Source organism: Neobacillus sp. PS2-9 (assembly GCF_030915525.1).
Lineage (GTDB): Bacteria > Bacillota > Bacilli > Bacillales > Cytobacillaceae > Neobacillus.
In genome coordinates, this window is sequence record NZ_CP133269.1 from 4,689,625 (window position 1) to 4,705,613 (window position 15,989).

12 protein-coding genes are annotated in these 15,989 nt (G+C 37.2%); 2 read left to right on the forward strand and 10 right to left on the reverse strand.

The features are described from left to right. Positions 1 to 33: 33 nt before the first annotated feature. The 7 genes from RCG25_RS23445 to RCG25_RS23475 all read right to left on the reverse strand — a co-directional run bounded on the left by RCG25_RS23445 (position 34) and on the right by RCG25_RS23475 (position 10,685). Entirely contained in the window at positions 34 to 1,650 is a 1,617-nt protein-coding gene (locus RCG25_RS23445; protein ID WP_308081227.1) for a glycoside hydrolase family 13 protein, read from the reverse strand. A gap of 238 nt (positions 1,651 to 1,888) precedes the next feature. Beyond that, a complete protein-coding gene (locus RCG25_RS23450) occupies positions 1,889 to 3,985 on the reverse strand; it encodes an amylo-alpha-1,6-glucosidase (protein ID WP_308081228.1) in 2,097 nt (698 codons plus the stop codon). A 61-nt stretch (positions 3,986 to 4,046) separates the two neighbouring features. Beyond that, positions 4,047 to 4,871 carry a carbohydrate ABC transporter permease gene (locus tag RCG25_RS23455; RefSeq protein WP_308081229.1) on the reverse strand — a complete coding sequence of 275 codons (825 nt, stop codon included), beginning with the start codon at positions 4,869 to 4,871 and terminating at the stop codon, positions 4,047 to 4,049. Between the two features lie 5 nt (positions 4,872 to 4,876). Next, the gene (locus RCG25_RS23460; RefSeq protein WP_308081230.1) at positions 4,877 to 5,842 is read right to left on the reverse strand and encodes a carbohydrate ABC transporter permease; all 966 of its coding nucleotides are present in this window, start codon (positions 5,840 to 5,842) and stop codon (positions 4,877 to 4,879) included. Positions 5,843 to 5,932: 90 nt separating this feature from the next. Continuing rightward, positions 5,933 to 7,156 (reverse strand): ABC transporter substrate-binding protein, encoded by a 1,224-nt coding sequence (locus RCG25_RS23465; protein WP_308081231.1) that lies wholly within the window; start codon positions 7,154 to 7,156, stop codon positions 5,933 to 5,935. Between the two features lie 170 nt (positions 7,157 to 7,326). Continuing rightward, on the reverse strand, positions 7,327 to 8,859 hold the full coding sequence (locus RCG25_RS23470) for a response regulator transcription factor (RefSeq protein ID WP_308081232.1): 1,533 nt from the start codon (positions 8,857 to 8,859) through the stop codon (positions 7,327 to 7,329). Positions 8,860 to 8,894: 35 nt separating this feature from the next. Next, a complete protein-coding gene (locus RCG25_RS23475) occupies positions 8,895 to 10,685 on the reverse strand; it encodes a sensor histidine kinase (protein ID WP_308081233.1) in 1,791 nt (596 codons plus the stop codon). A 281-nt stretch (positions 10,686 to 10,966) separates the two neighbouring features. Between RCG25_RS23475 and RCG25_RS23480 the strand changes: the two genes are divergently transcribed. After that, entirely contained in the window at positions 10,967 to 11,845 is an 879-nt protein-coding gene (locus RCG25_RS23480) for a TRM11 family SAM-dependent methyltransferase (protein ID WP_308084261.1), read from the forward strand. A gap of 87 nt (positions 11,846 to 11,932) precedes the next feature. Next, positions 11,933 to 13,000 (forward strand): dual-specificity RNA methyltransferase RlmN, encoded by a 1,068-nt coding sequence (gene rlmN / locus RCG25_RS23485; protein WP_308081234.1) that lies wholly within the window; start codon positions 11,933 to 11,935, stop codon positions 12,998 to 13,000. Positions 13,001 to 13,214: 214 nt separating this feature from the next. On the opposite strand, the gene rbsK is transcribed toward rlmN, so the two are convergent. The 3 genes from rbsK to RCG25_RS23500 all read right to left on the reverse strand — a co-directional run bounded on the left by rbsK (position 13,215) and on the right by RCG25_RS23500 (position 15,968). Beyond that, positions 13,215 to 14,123: a ribokinase gene (rbsK, locus tag RCG25_RS23490; RefSeq protein WP_308081235.1), complete on the reverse strand. Its 909-nt coding sequence runs from the start codon at positions 14,121 to 14,123 to the stop codon at positions 13,215 to 13,217. Positions 14,124 to 14,196: 73 nt separating this feature from the next. Continuing rightward, positions 14,197 to 15,474, reverse strand: coding sequence for a TRAP transporter large permease (locus RCG25_RS23495; protein WP_308081236.1), 1,278 nt, complete (start codon positions 15,472 to 15,474; stop codon positions 14,197 to 14,199). A 17-nt stretch (positions 15,475 to 15,491) separates the two neighbouring features. Next, positions 15,492 to 15,968, reverse strand: coding sequence for a TRAP transporter small permease (locus RCG25_RS23500; protein ID WP_308081237.1), 477 nt, complete (start codon positions 15,966 to 15,968; stop codon positions 15,492 to 15,494). Between the last annotated feature and the right edge of the window lie 21 nt (positions 15,969 to 15,989).

Genomic DNA, 15,989 nt, shown 5'->3' on the forward strand with positions numbered 1-15,989 from the left:
TCAAGTTATCTTGTACACGGTAAATTGACTCAATTATAAAATTTTATATACTATTGCCTGATATGGTCTCATAATCAGTTCTTCAGAAGAATCTGATTGATCCTTATAATTGGTGATAATAATTTTCTTTTCTAAGACAGAAACGAATTCCGGCAGTTTCACTTCTACTTGCTGTTCCGAGATATTTAATACTACCAGCCATCTCTCATTATCCCATTCACGAATGAAAGAATAGATTTGCTCGTGGTCCTCTACGATTTCTTGAAAATTACCATATACTATTACTTCATTTTCTTTTCTAAGCTGGATCAGCTTTTTGTAAAAATAAAAAACAGAATCAGGGTCAGCAAGTGCTTGAGCTACGTTTATTTCCTTATAATTCGGATTTACTTTTATCCATGGTGTACCTTCAGTAAAACCGCCATTTACTGAATCATCCCATTGGACAGGTGTACGCGAATTATCACGTGAGAGATGAAGCAAACTCTCAAACACTTCCTCCGGGTCCCGCCCTTTCCCCACTTCTTCTTTATATTTATTCTTCATGGCAATGTCATGATAATCTTCTATGGAGTTAAATCGGACCCCAGTCATACCAATTTCTTCTCCCTGGTAAATGTAGGGCATTCCCGGCAGCATGTGTAACAGGACAGCAAAACACTTAGCTGACTCTACTCTATAGATATTGTCATTACCAAACCGTGTTACTAAGCGTGTGTGGTCATGATTATTTAAAAATTGTGAGTTCCATCCTTTGCCCCACATTCCCATATACCAACGTCTTTGGATTTCTTTAAACCGCTGCATATCCCAATGAGACATATAATCGCAGACTTCAAAATGGAATAAGGTGTGAAGTTCCCGTCGATCTTCGCCTACATACAAAAGACCATCCTCAGGTGTAACAAAAGGGATTTCACCAACCGTAAAAATATCATAATGTTGCAATAACACCTCATGCATTTCCTTAAGATATTCATGAATGCCAGGGTTATTGCCTAAGTAAGAAATATCCTCCGGGTTTTCCGCATTAGGGAATCCTGTTTGTTTGGCAAGAAGGTTAATAACATCCATTCGGAATCCATCAATACCTTTATCCAGCCAAAACTTCATGAATGAATACACTTCTTTACGAACCATTGGGTTCTCCCAATTCAAATCTGGCTGCTGAACAGCAAAAGAGTGAAAATAATACTCTCCCGTCTTTTCGTCTAATTCCCATGTTGACGGGGTAAAGTAAGAACGCCAATTATTTGGTTCCTTTCGCCAAATATAGTAATCTCTTTTTGGATTATCTATGGACGACCGTGATTCTTTAAACCATGGATGTTGATCTGAAGTATGATTCACGACTAGATCCATGATTAGTTTCATCCCTCTGTTATGCACTTCCTGAAGAAGTCGATCAAAGGTATCCATCGATCCAGCTTTCGGCATGACAGACTGATAATCAGATATATCATACCCGTTATCAACATCCGGGGAATCATAACAAGGATTTAGCCAAATCACGTCTACACCCAAATGTTGAATATAATCTAGCTTCTGGATCACACCTTCTAAGTCCCCATAACCGTCCCCATCCGTATCGTAAAAACTTCTCCAATATACCTGATAAACCACCGATTCTTTCCACCAGGTTTTTTTCATTTCTTTTCATTCCTTTTCATTTTTATTAGCTCTGTTAAATTTGCCTGTTTATTTTCTCTCCAGGCGCTTCGCTTTCCGCGGTCGGCCCGGGAGAGCCTCCTCGTCGCTACGCTCCTGCGGGGTCTCCCGTGACACGCTTCTCCTGCAGGAGTCTCGCGCCTTCCGCTCCAATCAACATAGTTTCAAAATCAACAATTATCTTTAACATAGCCTGTTTATTAATTTTTGCTAGTTCTTCTTAAACCTGGGCGAGGTGTTGGTTAGCAGAGTAATTGACAGCAAAACCGGTAGTATTTTGAAGAATGTCTACGGTAAACAGATTCTGTTCCTCTTTATTGCGGAATACTTTTAATGAGAGAAAGCCGGCTCCAATATGTATATTTTCAACCAATAGTTCATCTATAAGATCCGGTAACACTGGAGCTAAGGTAATTTCCTTTTCTAATGCATTTGGGGTAATCCCAAGCATTGCTTGTAATAATACAATGGAGGTTCCTGCTGACCACGCTTGCGGTGAACAAGTTGAAGGATATGGAACAGGGTATCCCAGCTCTGATTCATTCCCGCAAAAAAGTTCAGGTAACCGCTGATATTCAAATGACTTAGAAGCCTCTAATAAGCCGGTAATCACCATGCTGGATTCAGCCTGATAGCCTAAGCGGCTTAATCCAAGCAGAATCATCGCATTATCATGCGGCCAAATGCTTCCATTATGATAGCTCATTGGATAATAACCAGTTGCTTCCGTACTCATTGTCCGGATACCGTATCCGCTAAACATATCGCTGGAAAGTAATCTCCCCGTAATTTTATCTGTTCGAACAGAACTTGGAAGACCAGAAAACAAAAGATGACCCGGATTAGATGTTACGGATTTTACCTGCTGTTGAGCTCTGTCTAAGGCAATGGCGTAATATTGCTCTTCTTCCATCCAGAAGGCATTCTCAAATGCACTTTTTAATTCCTCTGCTTCTCGTGCTAATTTTTCCGCTAGGTTTTCTTCACCCAATAAACTAAAAATAGGTGAAAGACCATTTTTGGCTTGATATACATACCCTTGAACCTCTGCTAAGGCAATCGGTGACTTCGCATATTCACCTGTTTGATGAACAACAGAATTGCTTGAATCCTTCCAACCCTGATTAGGGAAGCCCTTCTCCGCCTCTTGATGGTACGTTAAGAAGCCAGACTCTTTCATCACATCATCCATACATTCCAAGGCAAGTAAAATGTTTGGCATTAATTCCTTAATAAGTGACAAGTCACCTGTCCAGCGGTAATATTCTCCCGCCAATACAAGGAATAATGGGGTAGCATCGACAGATCCATAATAAGGAGCAAAGGGTGACTGATTAGTATTCACGAGCTCCCCAAATCTTATTTCATGCATGATTTTACCAGGCTGCTCATCCCTCCAAAGGTCTGTACTAGATCCTTGATAGGCTGCTAATGTTCTCAAGGTACCTTTTACTTTTTCCGGATTTAGTGGAAGCATAAATAAAGATGTAATGAGACTGTCCCGGCCAAATGGGACCGCAAACCACGGTAGTCCTGCTACAGGTGTTTCACCGTAACCAACATCCGTCATTAACATCCGTAAATCCTGGCTTCCGCGCTTGTACAATTCGTTGAAAACTGGGGAATTCGTCGTTACCGATGTAGTTTCCTCGTACCATTTTTGATATGAATTTTCCAGCTGTCGATAGGCTTCCTCAAAGGACAGGACACTGCCAGATGTTCCGTTGATAATCGGGACAATGAAAAAGCAGATACTTTCCTCTTCCTTTGGCTCCAGGGTAAGCGAAAAATGAATATTTCCATCACGATCAATCTGTGCATCTTTTTTATTCCAATGAATTTTCGTCTCTCTTAGTACCTCGTCAGCCCCCTGATATCGGATAGACCAAGCCTGCGCATCCACTTCTTTACTGATAATTTCGCCTACATTACCCGTACGGTATTTTCGAACGATAAACATATCCTGGAAGTCAGCATCAAAAGCTATTGAGAAATCAAAGGTTGTTGTACGTGGGAAGAAATTAGTAAAGGAAAGCTTCTCATACAGCACACCATCATAAATCAAACGGTCTCTTATAATCTCAATCGCACCGTCATCCTTTTTGTCCTTAATTAATCTGAAGGTGGCTACATAGCTTTTATCTGCTGTTGACGAAAGCAGTGAAGGCTTTTCTCCATCAATAGTAATTTCCATGCGGCTTAAAAAGCGGGTATCCTTAGTATATAAACCGTTGCCTTTGTCATCATAGCCTGTAATATCGCCGTTTTTATCAGTAAGGACAAAAAAATCGCCTTCTTTAATCACTTGATAATCCATATTTTCTATACCTCTTTATTAAAAAATTTTTTCGAAAAGGGGAAAATTCAATTCATCGAAATTAACCTTTAATCCCAGAGTTTGATATACCTTCGATATATTGTCTTTGGAAGATAAAGAAAAAGATTAAAATCGGTAACGTGGATAGAACAACTCCAGCCATTATTAATGGTGTATTTTCAAAAGCCATATCTTTCACACTATTTAATCCAACCACTAATACATATTTTTCAGGGACATTCGCTAAGGTACTTGGAATAAGATAACTGTTCCATGTGCCCGCAAACGCAAGAATGGACATGGTAATCAGAGATGGCTTGGCTAATGGATAGACAATTTTCCAAAAAGCCCCCATTTTCGTTAAACCATCAATTCTAGCTGCCTCAATTAACTCGTTCGGCACACTTCTAAAAAACTGTCTAAGCATAAAGATATAGAGGCTTTGGTATAAAAATGGCACCGTCAACGCTAAAAAGGTGTTTAACCAGCCGATTTTCGCCATATTTACATATACAGGGATTAAAATCATATGATACGGAATCATCATCGTAGCAACGACAATCCATTCGATTACCTTTTTTCCTTTGAAATTTAACTTTGCTAGTGCAAAGGCCGCCATTGGATTAATAATCAGGTTACCGATGATAACCACACCCGTCATGATGACCGTATTAAGCAGCCACTTGGGCACATTATAAGCATCGTTTGTAAAGAAGGTTTTGTAATTATCTATAGTCCAGCGTCCGACTCCGACCACTTTATTAACGTCTTCCATCTTCAAGAACGAAGTGTAGATAGTATATAAGAATGGCAAGATAAAAAAGAGTCCTAATATGATAATGATCGTGTAATTACTCAGTTTAAAGAATCTAGCTCTTGTCTCCAATGATGTCACTCCTTTTCATCCAGGAATTTTTTTTGCAGGAACGTAACAAACATAATAATGAAGAAGAATAAGATAACAGCCGCGGAGCCGTATCCAATATTCATATAGCGAATACCATGCTGATAAAAGTAAGTAACAACCGTACTAGTTGCTCCTGCTGGCGATCCTAATGCACCATACCTCGAAATCGCTGCGATTTGGTCGTATATCTGGAATCCTAGAATAGTAGAAACGGAGACAACAAAAAAGGTGATAGGTTTTAATGATGGTACGGTGATGTACCGGAATTGATTCCATTTAGAAGCTCCGTCCATTTCACTTGCTTCATATAATTCTTTCGAAACCTCCTGAAGTGCAGACAAATACACAATCATACTAAATCCAGCCTGTTGGAAAATAAATAATATACAGACAAATAACAATGCATAATGTGTATCTGCGAACCAGGTGGTATTACCAAATCCAAAGATAGAGAAAAACTTTGTTACAAATGTTCCTTCTTTAAAAAGCATCATAAACACTGTTGTAATTGCGATTTGAGAAGTAATATACGGGATAAAGAAAACAGTCCTGAAAAGACCCTTTCCTTTAATTTTCTGATTCACAAGTAAAGCCATTAATAGTCCAAGAATCGTTTGTACTGGAACAGCTACAACAACAATCTTCAAAGAGTTTAAAACGGCTCGATAAAATTCAGGATCGTTCAAAATCTTAATATAATTTCCAAAGCCGATAAATTTCGCCTCATTAAGAGCTGCAAAATTCACATCCTGAAAACTTCTGATAAAAGACTCAATAAACGGATAGAAAAACCACCATCCCCATAGCACTAAAAACGGCAGTGTGAACACCCATCCAACAAATTGATCTGAATCAGCTGCAGTGCGGAACCATGACTTTTTTATCTTTTCTTTGCTGTTTATATGTCCACTGATGTTTACTCCTACACTACTACTTGTATTGTTAGCCATCTTAATCCTCCTATAGCTTTCAGTAACATCCTCTTGTATAGATGATAAAAGTATTCCCGATGCCAGTGTGGAATCGGGAACTCAATATGACTAAAATTGTTTTTGTATACTATCAAGTATTTCTTTAGCAGATTTATCATTACCGCCTAAAATAACATCCTCAAGCTGCTTAATCAATTCGTCATTGAATTTCTTAGTTTCCTTTGGATAACCGAAGTCTGTGCTATACTCAATCGCTTTTTGAACTTCCTTAAACTCTGGATTTTCTACAAAGTATTGGGCAGACAAGCTAGGAATAGATGGGTTAACACCAGTCTTCATGAAATCTTTCTGAACGTTTTCGTTTGTTAAATAGTAAGCAGCCTGGAGTGCTTCTTTTTTATGCTTTGTATCTTTTAACACTACATATGCATCAGAAATCATCGTACTTGCATTTACAGTCCCTTTAGGAATAGGGATAACAGCATATTTCAAATTAGGATTTGCATCTTTTAAATACCCTTTATACCAGTTACCGCCAGTTGTCATTGCTGCTTTACCGTTAGCGAACACTTCACCGTCCCAGCCATACCCTAATGTTTTCGGCGTTACAGCTAAACCTTTTTTGTATAAATCTAAGACCTTTTGTAAGCCTTCAATATTTTCAGGCGAATTGATTGTTTTCCCATTACCCCAGTCACCACCGTAACTTTTTGTTACGTTGGTAATATGTAATGGATGAAGATTCAATCCAAGTCCATAAACATCTTTTGTTTTAAGCTTTTTAGCAGCTGCCTCAACTTCATCCCATGTTTTTGGATATCCACCAAGGCCTGCTTTCTTCCACATTTCTGTATTGATAAAGAACATAGCAGGCATCTGGTTAAATGGAAGACCGTATTGCTTTCCATCAACTTTCCAAATATCAGCTCCAGCCTGATTGTAACGCTTCATGTCTACCTTAGCTGATGCTGTTAAATCATCCAGTGATGCAAATAAGCCTTTATTAATATACTCATACGCACCTTCGTTAGAGATTTTAATAAAATCAGGTGCTACTCCTGCTGCAATTTCACCAGGAAGGTTGTTCCAAAACTGTTCACTGCTTGGATACTGTTTTACTTTTAGCTCAATATTGGGATATTCTTTTGAAATATCCTTAGCAGCTTTTGTATATACTTTTAAATCCTCTGCTGCACCCCAAAATCCAAATGTTATAGTAGTTTTCCCACCGGATTTATTTCCGCTGCCGGAAGCAGTTTCACTTTTTCCACAGCCTACTAAAGAGATAACTAATGTCAAAATAACTAATAGAGTTACTGCAAACCTTTTCATTTATATCCTCCTTATTGCTAAGTGTTTATTTGATAAGGAAATAATAACGCTTTCATTCTCAAAAAAAAATTAATCATATTATGATTAATTTAAGAAAAAAACACTTTCACTCTATTCTTTATTCAGCCAAAATTACAGTCTTTAAGGAAATGTACTTTTCTTTATTTAAATCACACTCTCTCTTTTCTAAAATCCTTCGGAGACATCCCTTCATACTTATTAAAGACAATCGCAAAATGAACCTGGCTTTTAAAACCAACCATTTCTGCAACTTCATAAATTTTATATTGATAGTCTTTTAAAAGAGCTTTTGATTTTTGAATTCGTATCTCATTAAGGTAATCAAATAATCCTATCCCTGTCTCTTTCTTAAATAATCTGCTAATGTAATTGGGACTGACATGGAATTCTTCTCCCAAACTCTTTAATGAAATGGATTCATGATAATTGAGTTCTAGAAACTCAAGGATAATTTTAATGATGGGGCTATATCCCTTATTTTTAAAGGTTACCCTACCTGAGAGGATTTCCTCAAAAACCTGATGATATAAACCTGACAGCTCGGCAAACGATTCGATTGGTTCAAATTTATCAATATATCCTAGATATTTATCTGTTTCTTCCATCATGAACAATAACCCTTCATATATTTTTCTGACCTCTTCCTTACTAATGGTCTTCTTGTTTTGAAGGTACTGTTCCCATTCTTTTACTGTGTTAAAAAATTGCTTAAATTTTTCTTCTCTTAACTCTTTTTTCATTTTCTTAATGAAGGCTTCTTCCTGCTCATCGGCACTTACATCCTCTAAGTTTTGAAAATATAAGATTGACTGGTCCGAGTTATAAAATGCATGGTCGAGTGCATGTTTCGCCTGTTTAAATGCGTGTTTTATATTGCTAAACTTATCTGCTGGCTTACTGATTCCATATACTGTTTCAATATTCAAGAATCTCTTTAATGATTGGTTTATGTGATGTACTTTTTCATAAATGATTGTGTAGGTGTTTTGTGCACTTTTTATGTCACTATTACTGAAAATGAGTGAAAACAAGTTATGCTCTATTTGTAAAAATTCTACTTCCTTATCTTTAACTAACAGTTCCTTTAACAAATTCAGAATCGAATTTTGCAATAATGCTGCGTCATTTTCACGATATCTTTCAAGGATTTTTTTATATTCCTTCACCTTAAATAACACGACTAAGATGTTATTCCCTTTAAAGTTCAACTGCTCCACTGCTTTTTGTTTTCCTATTAGTAAATTTCTAATACTGGCTTCCATTGGTTTTGAATCATGGTCATAGTTTTTTTCTTTCTCCGTTTGTTCGACCGACAATTCTTCTTGTATTTTGGAAACCACCTTCAAAATTTGCTGATCATTCATATTCGGTTTATGAAAATAATCATCGGCCCCTAATTTCATTGCCTTTTTTACCGTTTCGAGGTCATCAAAACTACTTAATATGATCACTTTGGAATGGATTCCTCGTTCTTTCATCTCTATTAAAACTTCCAATCCATCCTTTTTAGGCATTTTTATATCCAATAAAACAAGATCTGGATTTTGCTCCAGCATGAGCTGAATAGCTTCCTCCCCATCTCCTGCTTCGCCAACAATACTTATTCCATACGACTGCCAATCAATTGACGACTTTATTCCGATCCGTACTAAAGGTTCATCATCTACAATTAGGATTCTCATAAAAATCACCTTTTTCTAATCCTCTATTAAAAAGATTACTTTATTATTGGAACAATCAATTTGGCCAATGTCCCGCCTGTCTCTTGGGAGGTTATCCATAATCCGTAGTTTTCTCCAAAATTCAACTGAATTCTTTTTCTAATGTTACTTACCCCGATTGAATTCAACTGGTCACTACCTTCTTTATTCAACAGTTCATTGTCGAAATCACCATCTGTTATCCCCCTGCCATTATCACAAATCTTCATAACAATGTCTTGGGAATCTTCATAAATCTGAATAGTTATTTTTCCTTTATAATCAATATCATCAAAAGCATGAAAGACAGCATTTTCAACTAATGGTTGAAGAAGAAATTTGATGGTCTTATATTCCAATACAGAAGGTTCAATCTCGAATGAAACTTCAAACTTATTAAAATATCGAAATTCCAATATCTTAGTATAATTTTTAATAAATTCTACTTCCTCTTTGATTGTCACCCGTTCATTTACTGTTTTAGCTGTCAGCCTAATGACAGAAGAAAAAGCACTTAAAGCCTCTTCAATACCGCTGGCTCCCTGAATTTTGGCCATCCACTTTATGACATTGATGGTGTTATACATAAAATGAGGTCTAATTTGCGATTGAAGTGCCATTAATTCCAACCTTCTTTTTTCTTCCTCTTCTTTATAGATTTTTCCAATTAACACTCGAATCTCAGTTAACATGATATCGATCGTCTTGCTTATTTTACCGATTTCACCATGCTCAATGTCCATTTTCACATTCATATTTCCATCAGAAACTTGTCTCATTTTTCCCTCTAGAATGGATAATGGCTTTGTAATGCTTGTCGCTATGTAAAATGACATCAACACGGCTAGTAATAGAAAGACAACGCTTGTAATGACGATGATCTTTAACATGGTGGAAAGATAATCAAACAATTCGTTTTTTGGAATAATAGTTACTGCTTTCCATTTGGATGTGTTGGAAGTAGCCGTAATTAAATACGAGTCCTTATTTTCTTTTGTTTCCTTTCTAAATCCATCTATATACTTAAAATTCTCCCCTAATATAGTAGCAGCCTTGCTTCCTATCTCATTTTTATTTTTGCTATAGATAATATTTTTTTGGTCATCCACTAGATAAAATTTTGTATGTTTCGTAAAGTGTATATCACTCCACAAGTTCTTTAGCTTATCGATACCTATATTAATGATAATTAGACCTAACTTCTCTTTGGTATAAGGATTAACAATTGCTCGTCCAATAGAAACGACTGGCTCATCTTTGTAAGAAAAGAGTTTATTAGGATGAACTCCAACGGGAACATATACGCCTCCCTTTTTTACTATCTCTTGTATATAGGGCTCCTTGATGAACTCCTTTTCAAAATAAGCGTGGTCCATGTACTCCAGGTTACTCCGTCCTACAATGAAGTGATTCTTGCTCTGATAAATAAATGCAGAGTCTATGATTTTACTATATAAAAAGAAATCACTTTGAATTTTACCATTAACAGTGGAAAAATCCCGTTGCCTTTCGTATAAGGGATACTTAAACGTTGAGTAATCCTTTCCCATAATCTGATAAATTTGTTGATCCTGTAGTGGATACATTGATAAGGAAAGTAATGGATGTAGTGCGGTATCAATGTTTTTGACAATTTGTCGATTGCTCTCAACAGCCGCATCCAATAACATATCCCTATTAGAATTGACAAATAACCAAGACAAACTTCCACCAATAATCGTAAAAGATAAAATAAGTAAACTGGAGAATGAGATTACTAGCTTATATCTTAAGTTCAAATGTAAAAACCATTTCTTCATACTTTTCATCTTATAATCCACTCTTTAACCTAAATTTTGCTACATAAATCATATTCAATTATAACATGTATATACAACTTACATAAAACGGTTTCAGGCACCCGATTATAGGTAATTTTTAATAATGCGTTTTTTCTTGGTATAATAGATAATGTTTTTCAGATAACACTTGAGGTGACGTTGAAATAGAAAGATTAAAGTATGATAACGAATTAGATATTACCCAAAAAAAAAGAACGACCTATATATACACTTACGCCTATTCTGAGGATGAACGCTCCTTGTGTGCTTTGGAAATGCGCTCATTATTCGGAGAGGAGTCTCAATCACATGTCTTGGAAAGCATCGTAAAAATTAACCCTAGCCGAAGCCCTTTTATTAAGGAAAGAATTACTCTGTTATTTGAAGCAGAAATCCTTGAGGATCTTTTTATACAGGTGAATACTTTACAACTATGCGGGGCCACGTTTAAAGTCACTTATGTGAAAAATAGCGGTCAGAAAAAAAGTGAAAGAGACGGATTCGAGAAACGACGTGCAATTGAACGAGAAATTGGATTACACATCGTTGGTAAGGCCGACCTTCGTCATCCCGATCGATTGTTTTGCGTGATGAAGGTCAATGGCAGATGGGTATTCGGTGAATATAAGAAAAGTGAGTCGGTGTGGTTTCGACATCAGCAGAAACCCAATAGCTACTCCACTGCACTCAGCACGCGTGTGGCTAGAGCGGTCGTAAACATTTCCATCCCAAAACCAGAAGGAATTAAGGCCATCGATCCTTGCTGCGGAATTGGAACTGTCCTAGTTGAAGCACTTTCAATGGGAATTGATATGGTTGGAAGCGACCGAAATCCGTTGATTCTCCCTGGCGCTCGAGAAAACATCGCACACTTTGGTTTTGATGGAGAAATAACCTTAGCAGATATTCGCGATATTACTGGTCATTATGATGTAGCGATTATTGATTTGCCTTATAATTTGTGTTCGGTGATATCCCCCGAAGTACAATTGGAAATGCTCCAAAGTGCACGAAGGATTGCAGAAAAAGTAGTCGTGGTGACCGTTGAACCCATCGATGAAATTCTGATAAAAGCTGGGTTTTCTATTATAGATCGTGCGGTTGCGAAAAAAAGTGTATTTATTCGAGAAGTGATCGTTTGTAATTGATTCAGCTCCATATAGAGCCTATTCACTTTATATAAAGGAATCTGATTGGTAAATGTAAGTTTTATTTTTATGAAATGAGGGGAACGTATGAATAAAGAGTCCATATATGGATTAACTATAAATCAATTGACAGCATGGCTTATCGAGCACGGTCATAAAAAGTCAAGAGCACAACAAGTTTGGGAATATCTTTATCGAGAGCGTGTAACAGCTTTCTCGGATATGACGGATGTAAATCAAGCTTGTGTTCAATTGCTGTCAGAAAACTTCGCAATCCAAACCTTACAGGAGCATATCAAGCAAGAATCAGCCGATGGAACGATTAAATTTTTGTTCAAGTTGCAGGATGGCAACTTGATTGAAACGGTCTTAATGCGCCAAAAATATGGCCTTTCCGTTTGTGTGACAACGCAAGTAGGCTGTAATATCGGCTGCAGTTTTTGCGCGAGTGGTTTATTAGCGAAAAGCCGGGATTTATCCAGTGGGGAAATCGTCGAGCAGATTATGAACGTTCAACTGCACCTGGATAAAAAGGTTCAAGGTGAAACCGTCAGTCATGTGGTTGTGATGGGGATTGGTGAACCCTTTGATAATTTTGAAAACCTCATAGACTTTATCAAGGTGATTAAAGATGATAAAGGGCTTGCGATTGCTGCTAGACGGATCACCGTATCCACCAGCGGGCTCGCGGACAAGCTCATTGAGTTCACGGATATGGGGCTGCAGGTAAATTTGGCCGTTTCCTTGCATGCGCCAAATAATGAACTTCGGACGCGTATTATGAAAATTAACCGTGCGATTCCGATTGAAAAATTGATGCAGGCGATGGTGTATTATGTAGATAAGACCAACCGTCGGATTACGATTGAATATATTCTGTTGCGAGATGTCAATGACCATAAGCAAGAAGCCGAGCAGCTCGCAGAACTTCTGCGTCCTCTAGGGCAGAAAGTCTATGTAAACTTAATTCCATATAATCCGGTCGATGAACATAGTCAATATCAAAGAAGTGAACAGGAATCGGTACTGTCATTTTATGATACGTTGAAAAAGGGCGGGATTAATTGTAAAATTCGCCAAGAACATGGAACAGACATTGATGCCGCGTGCGGACAGTTAAGAAGCAAACAAATCAAAAAAACAGAAGCACGGTAACTTCTACCAAATCTCCATGGAAATGGCCTTTGCCCAATATGAAATCAACACTACAAAAATAAAGTTAGAAATGTGTGTGAACAACTTTTGTTTCAGCAAAACCGTTCTATTTAGTGCCTGATCCCCGATACGTTAATGCATTAACGTATCGGGGGTAAGTAATCAGCAATTAACTATCATGGGAATTTCTTTTTGTTACAATCGTTTAGATTTTTTATAACACCAGTTTTGATGCATTCAGTTCATAAAATTTTTCCAATTCCTCAACATATGGCATTCCCGTTTGAGCTCCCATTTTCGTGACTGATATGGTTGCAGCCATTGTGGCAAATAAAACAGCGTCCTTTAGATTCTTATTTTTGCTAAGTTCCACTGCAAGAGCCCCATTAAAGGTATCCCCTGCACCAGTTGTATCAACAACCTCCACTTTCACCCCATTCAATGTAATTCTTTGGTTATGAAATTGAAATTCAACCCCATCTTCCCCTTTTGTCACGATACTTTTTGCTATAATTTGATCTTTCTCTTCTCCTGAGGCTTCATCTAATAGTTGACTATACTCATGCTTATTTGGTGTGAGGTATGTGACTCCATCTATGAGTTTTTTTGGTAGCTTTTGATACGGAGCAGGATTTAAAATGACAGGAACTTGATACTTATTTGCAATTTCTGTTATTTTTATGACCGAATCTAATGGGATTTCTAATTGTAACAATAATAAATTACTATTTATTATTGTTTCTTCATGTGCTATAACCCATTCAGGTGTTACTTCACTATTTGCTCCTGGTACTACGATAATTCGATTGTCCTGTCCAGAAATAATGATAGAAGCAGTACCCGTTTCTTTAATAGTGGCAATTTCAACAGATTCCTCATTCACACCCTCTTGCTGAAGTACTTCTTTAAGTTTCGTTCCAAAAAGATCTTTACCTACTTTTCCGAGCATATGAACTTCTGCTCCAAGTCTAGCTGCCGCAACAGCTTGATTGGCCCCTTTTCCACCAGGATATGTTGAAAACGATTGACCAGTTATTGTTTCACCTTGTAAAGGCGTTCGGTCTGTAACAGTAACTAGATCCATATTTAAACTTCCAATTACAGTAATGATAGGCTTTTTCATATTTTAACCACCTTGCATTCGAGAGAATAAATTTGTATTAAAAGAAAAAGGGTACCAAAAACAGGCCCCTTTCTTATTTCATCAATAAATTAGGTACATAAAGAACAATTTCAGGAACTAATGCAAATAGAATTAGTAACGCTATTAACATTAATAAAAACGGCCAAATTTCCTTTGTAAATTCAACTACCGAACATTTAGCTATGCTTATAGCTACATACATAATCGTACCTACTGGCGGTGTAACTGTTCCAATCATCACATTAATAGCTAAAATAACACCGAAATGCAGGGGATCTATGTTATATTGGGTTAATAATGGTAAGATCACTGGAGTGGTAATAATGATAATAGCCATTCCATCTAAGAAGCACCCTAATATAAGAAGAATTAACATTAATAATAACAAAGCAACGTTGGTGGAATTGGCAACATTCTGAAACATGGCCAATACTTTTGCAGGACCTTGTGCGTATGCTAGAACCCAAGCAAACGGTGCAGAAGCGGCAATAATAATTCCTATTGATGAAGACATTGTTACAGTTTCTAATATTTTTTTTGGTAATTCATTTATCTTTAAATCCTTATAAACAAAAAGTCCAATAATTAACGAATAAATAACAGCAATAACGGCAGATTCAGTCGCTGTAAATATGCCCGAAAATATCCCTCCAACAATGATAACTGGCATAAGTAGTGCCCAAAAGGATTCTTTTAACGCTATTACAATCTCCTTAAATTGGGCTCTCTGTCTTTTTTCGAATCCTCTTTTTCTTGCAATAAAATAGGAAACGATCATTAATGAACCGCTCATCATTATGCCAGGAAGGGCACCGCCTAGAAACAACTTACCTATAGACACACCTGCAAGACTCCCATAAATTATCATCGGAATGCTCGGAGGAATAATCGGACCTACCGTTGCACTTGCACCTAAGATTGCTGCCGCAAACCCTTTCCCATAACCTCTTTTTACCATGGTTGGAATTAACGCAGATCCAGTGGCGGCGGCATCCGCTACCCCAGACCCCGATACCCCACTCATAAAAACATTTGATACGACCGAAACATGTGCTAAACTTCCTCTTATATGCCCCACTAGCACTTCCGATAAGTGGATCAGGCGTTTTGTTATACCGCCTGCTTCCATTATCGTCCCTGCCAAAATAAACAGTGGAATAGCTAGCATCGGAAAAGAATCCAAGCCCAAGGCGAGTCTCTGTGGAATGGCCTGCAAAGGAATCGTATCTTGTAAAAAAATTGTTAGTAAAGATGCTCCAACTAGAGAGAATCCAACAGGAACACCAACAAGTAGAAGAGCCAATAAACAAATAATAAGTATAATCAGCATTCAATTGTTCTTCCTTCCTATGTTAGATTGCTATCCCTCTTGAAGGTGGTTTGGTAAAGATCTTTGATCGTATAAATAATCAATAGAAAACTTGATAATGGTACTGACATATATATAAGCCCTGTTGGTATCTGTAAACTGGTTGTAGGCACGTTCCATGTTTGCAGAGTTAACGTCCATCCATATTTTACAAGAGTGAAAAATAAGATAAGTAGCGCCCCATGAATGAGAACATAGATTATTTGATTAATAGATTTTGAAAATACATTTCCTATTAAATCAATAGCTATATGCTTTTTGTGTTTAAATGCCACCACAGTCCCTAGGAGCACTGACCAAATAAAAGTATACCGAGCCAACTCATCTGTCCAAACTAAAGCTAGTTCAAAGAATCTAGCAAATACTCCAAGGGCTACCGAGGTACACATGATGATAAAAAGGAAACTGCTTAAAATCTCCTCGATATTTGTTATTAATAACTTCGCACTCTTCATACTTCAATCACTCCAAAAATG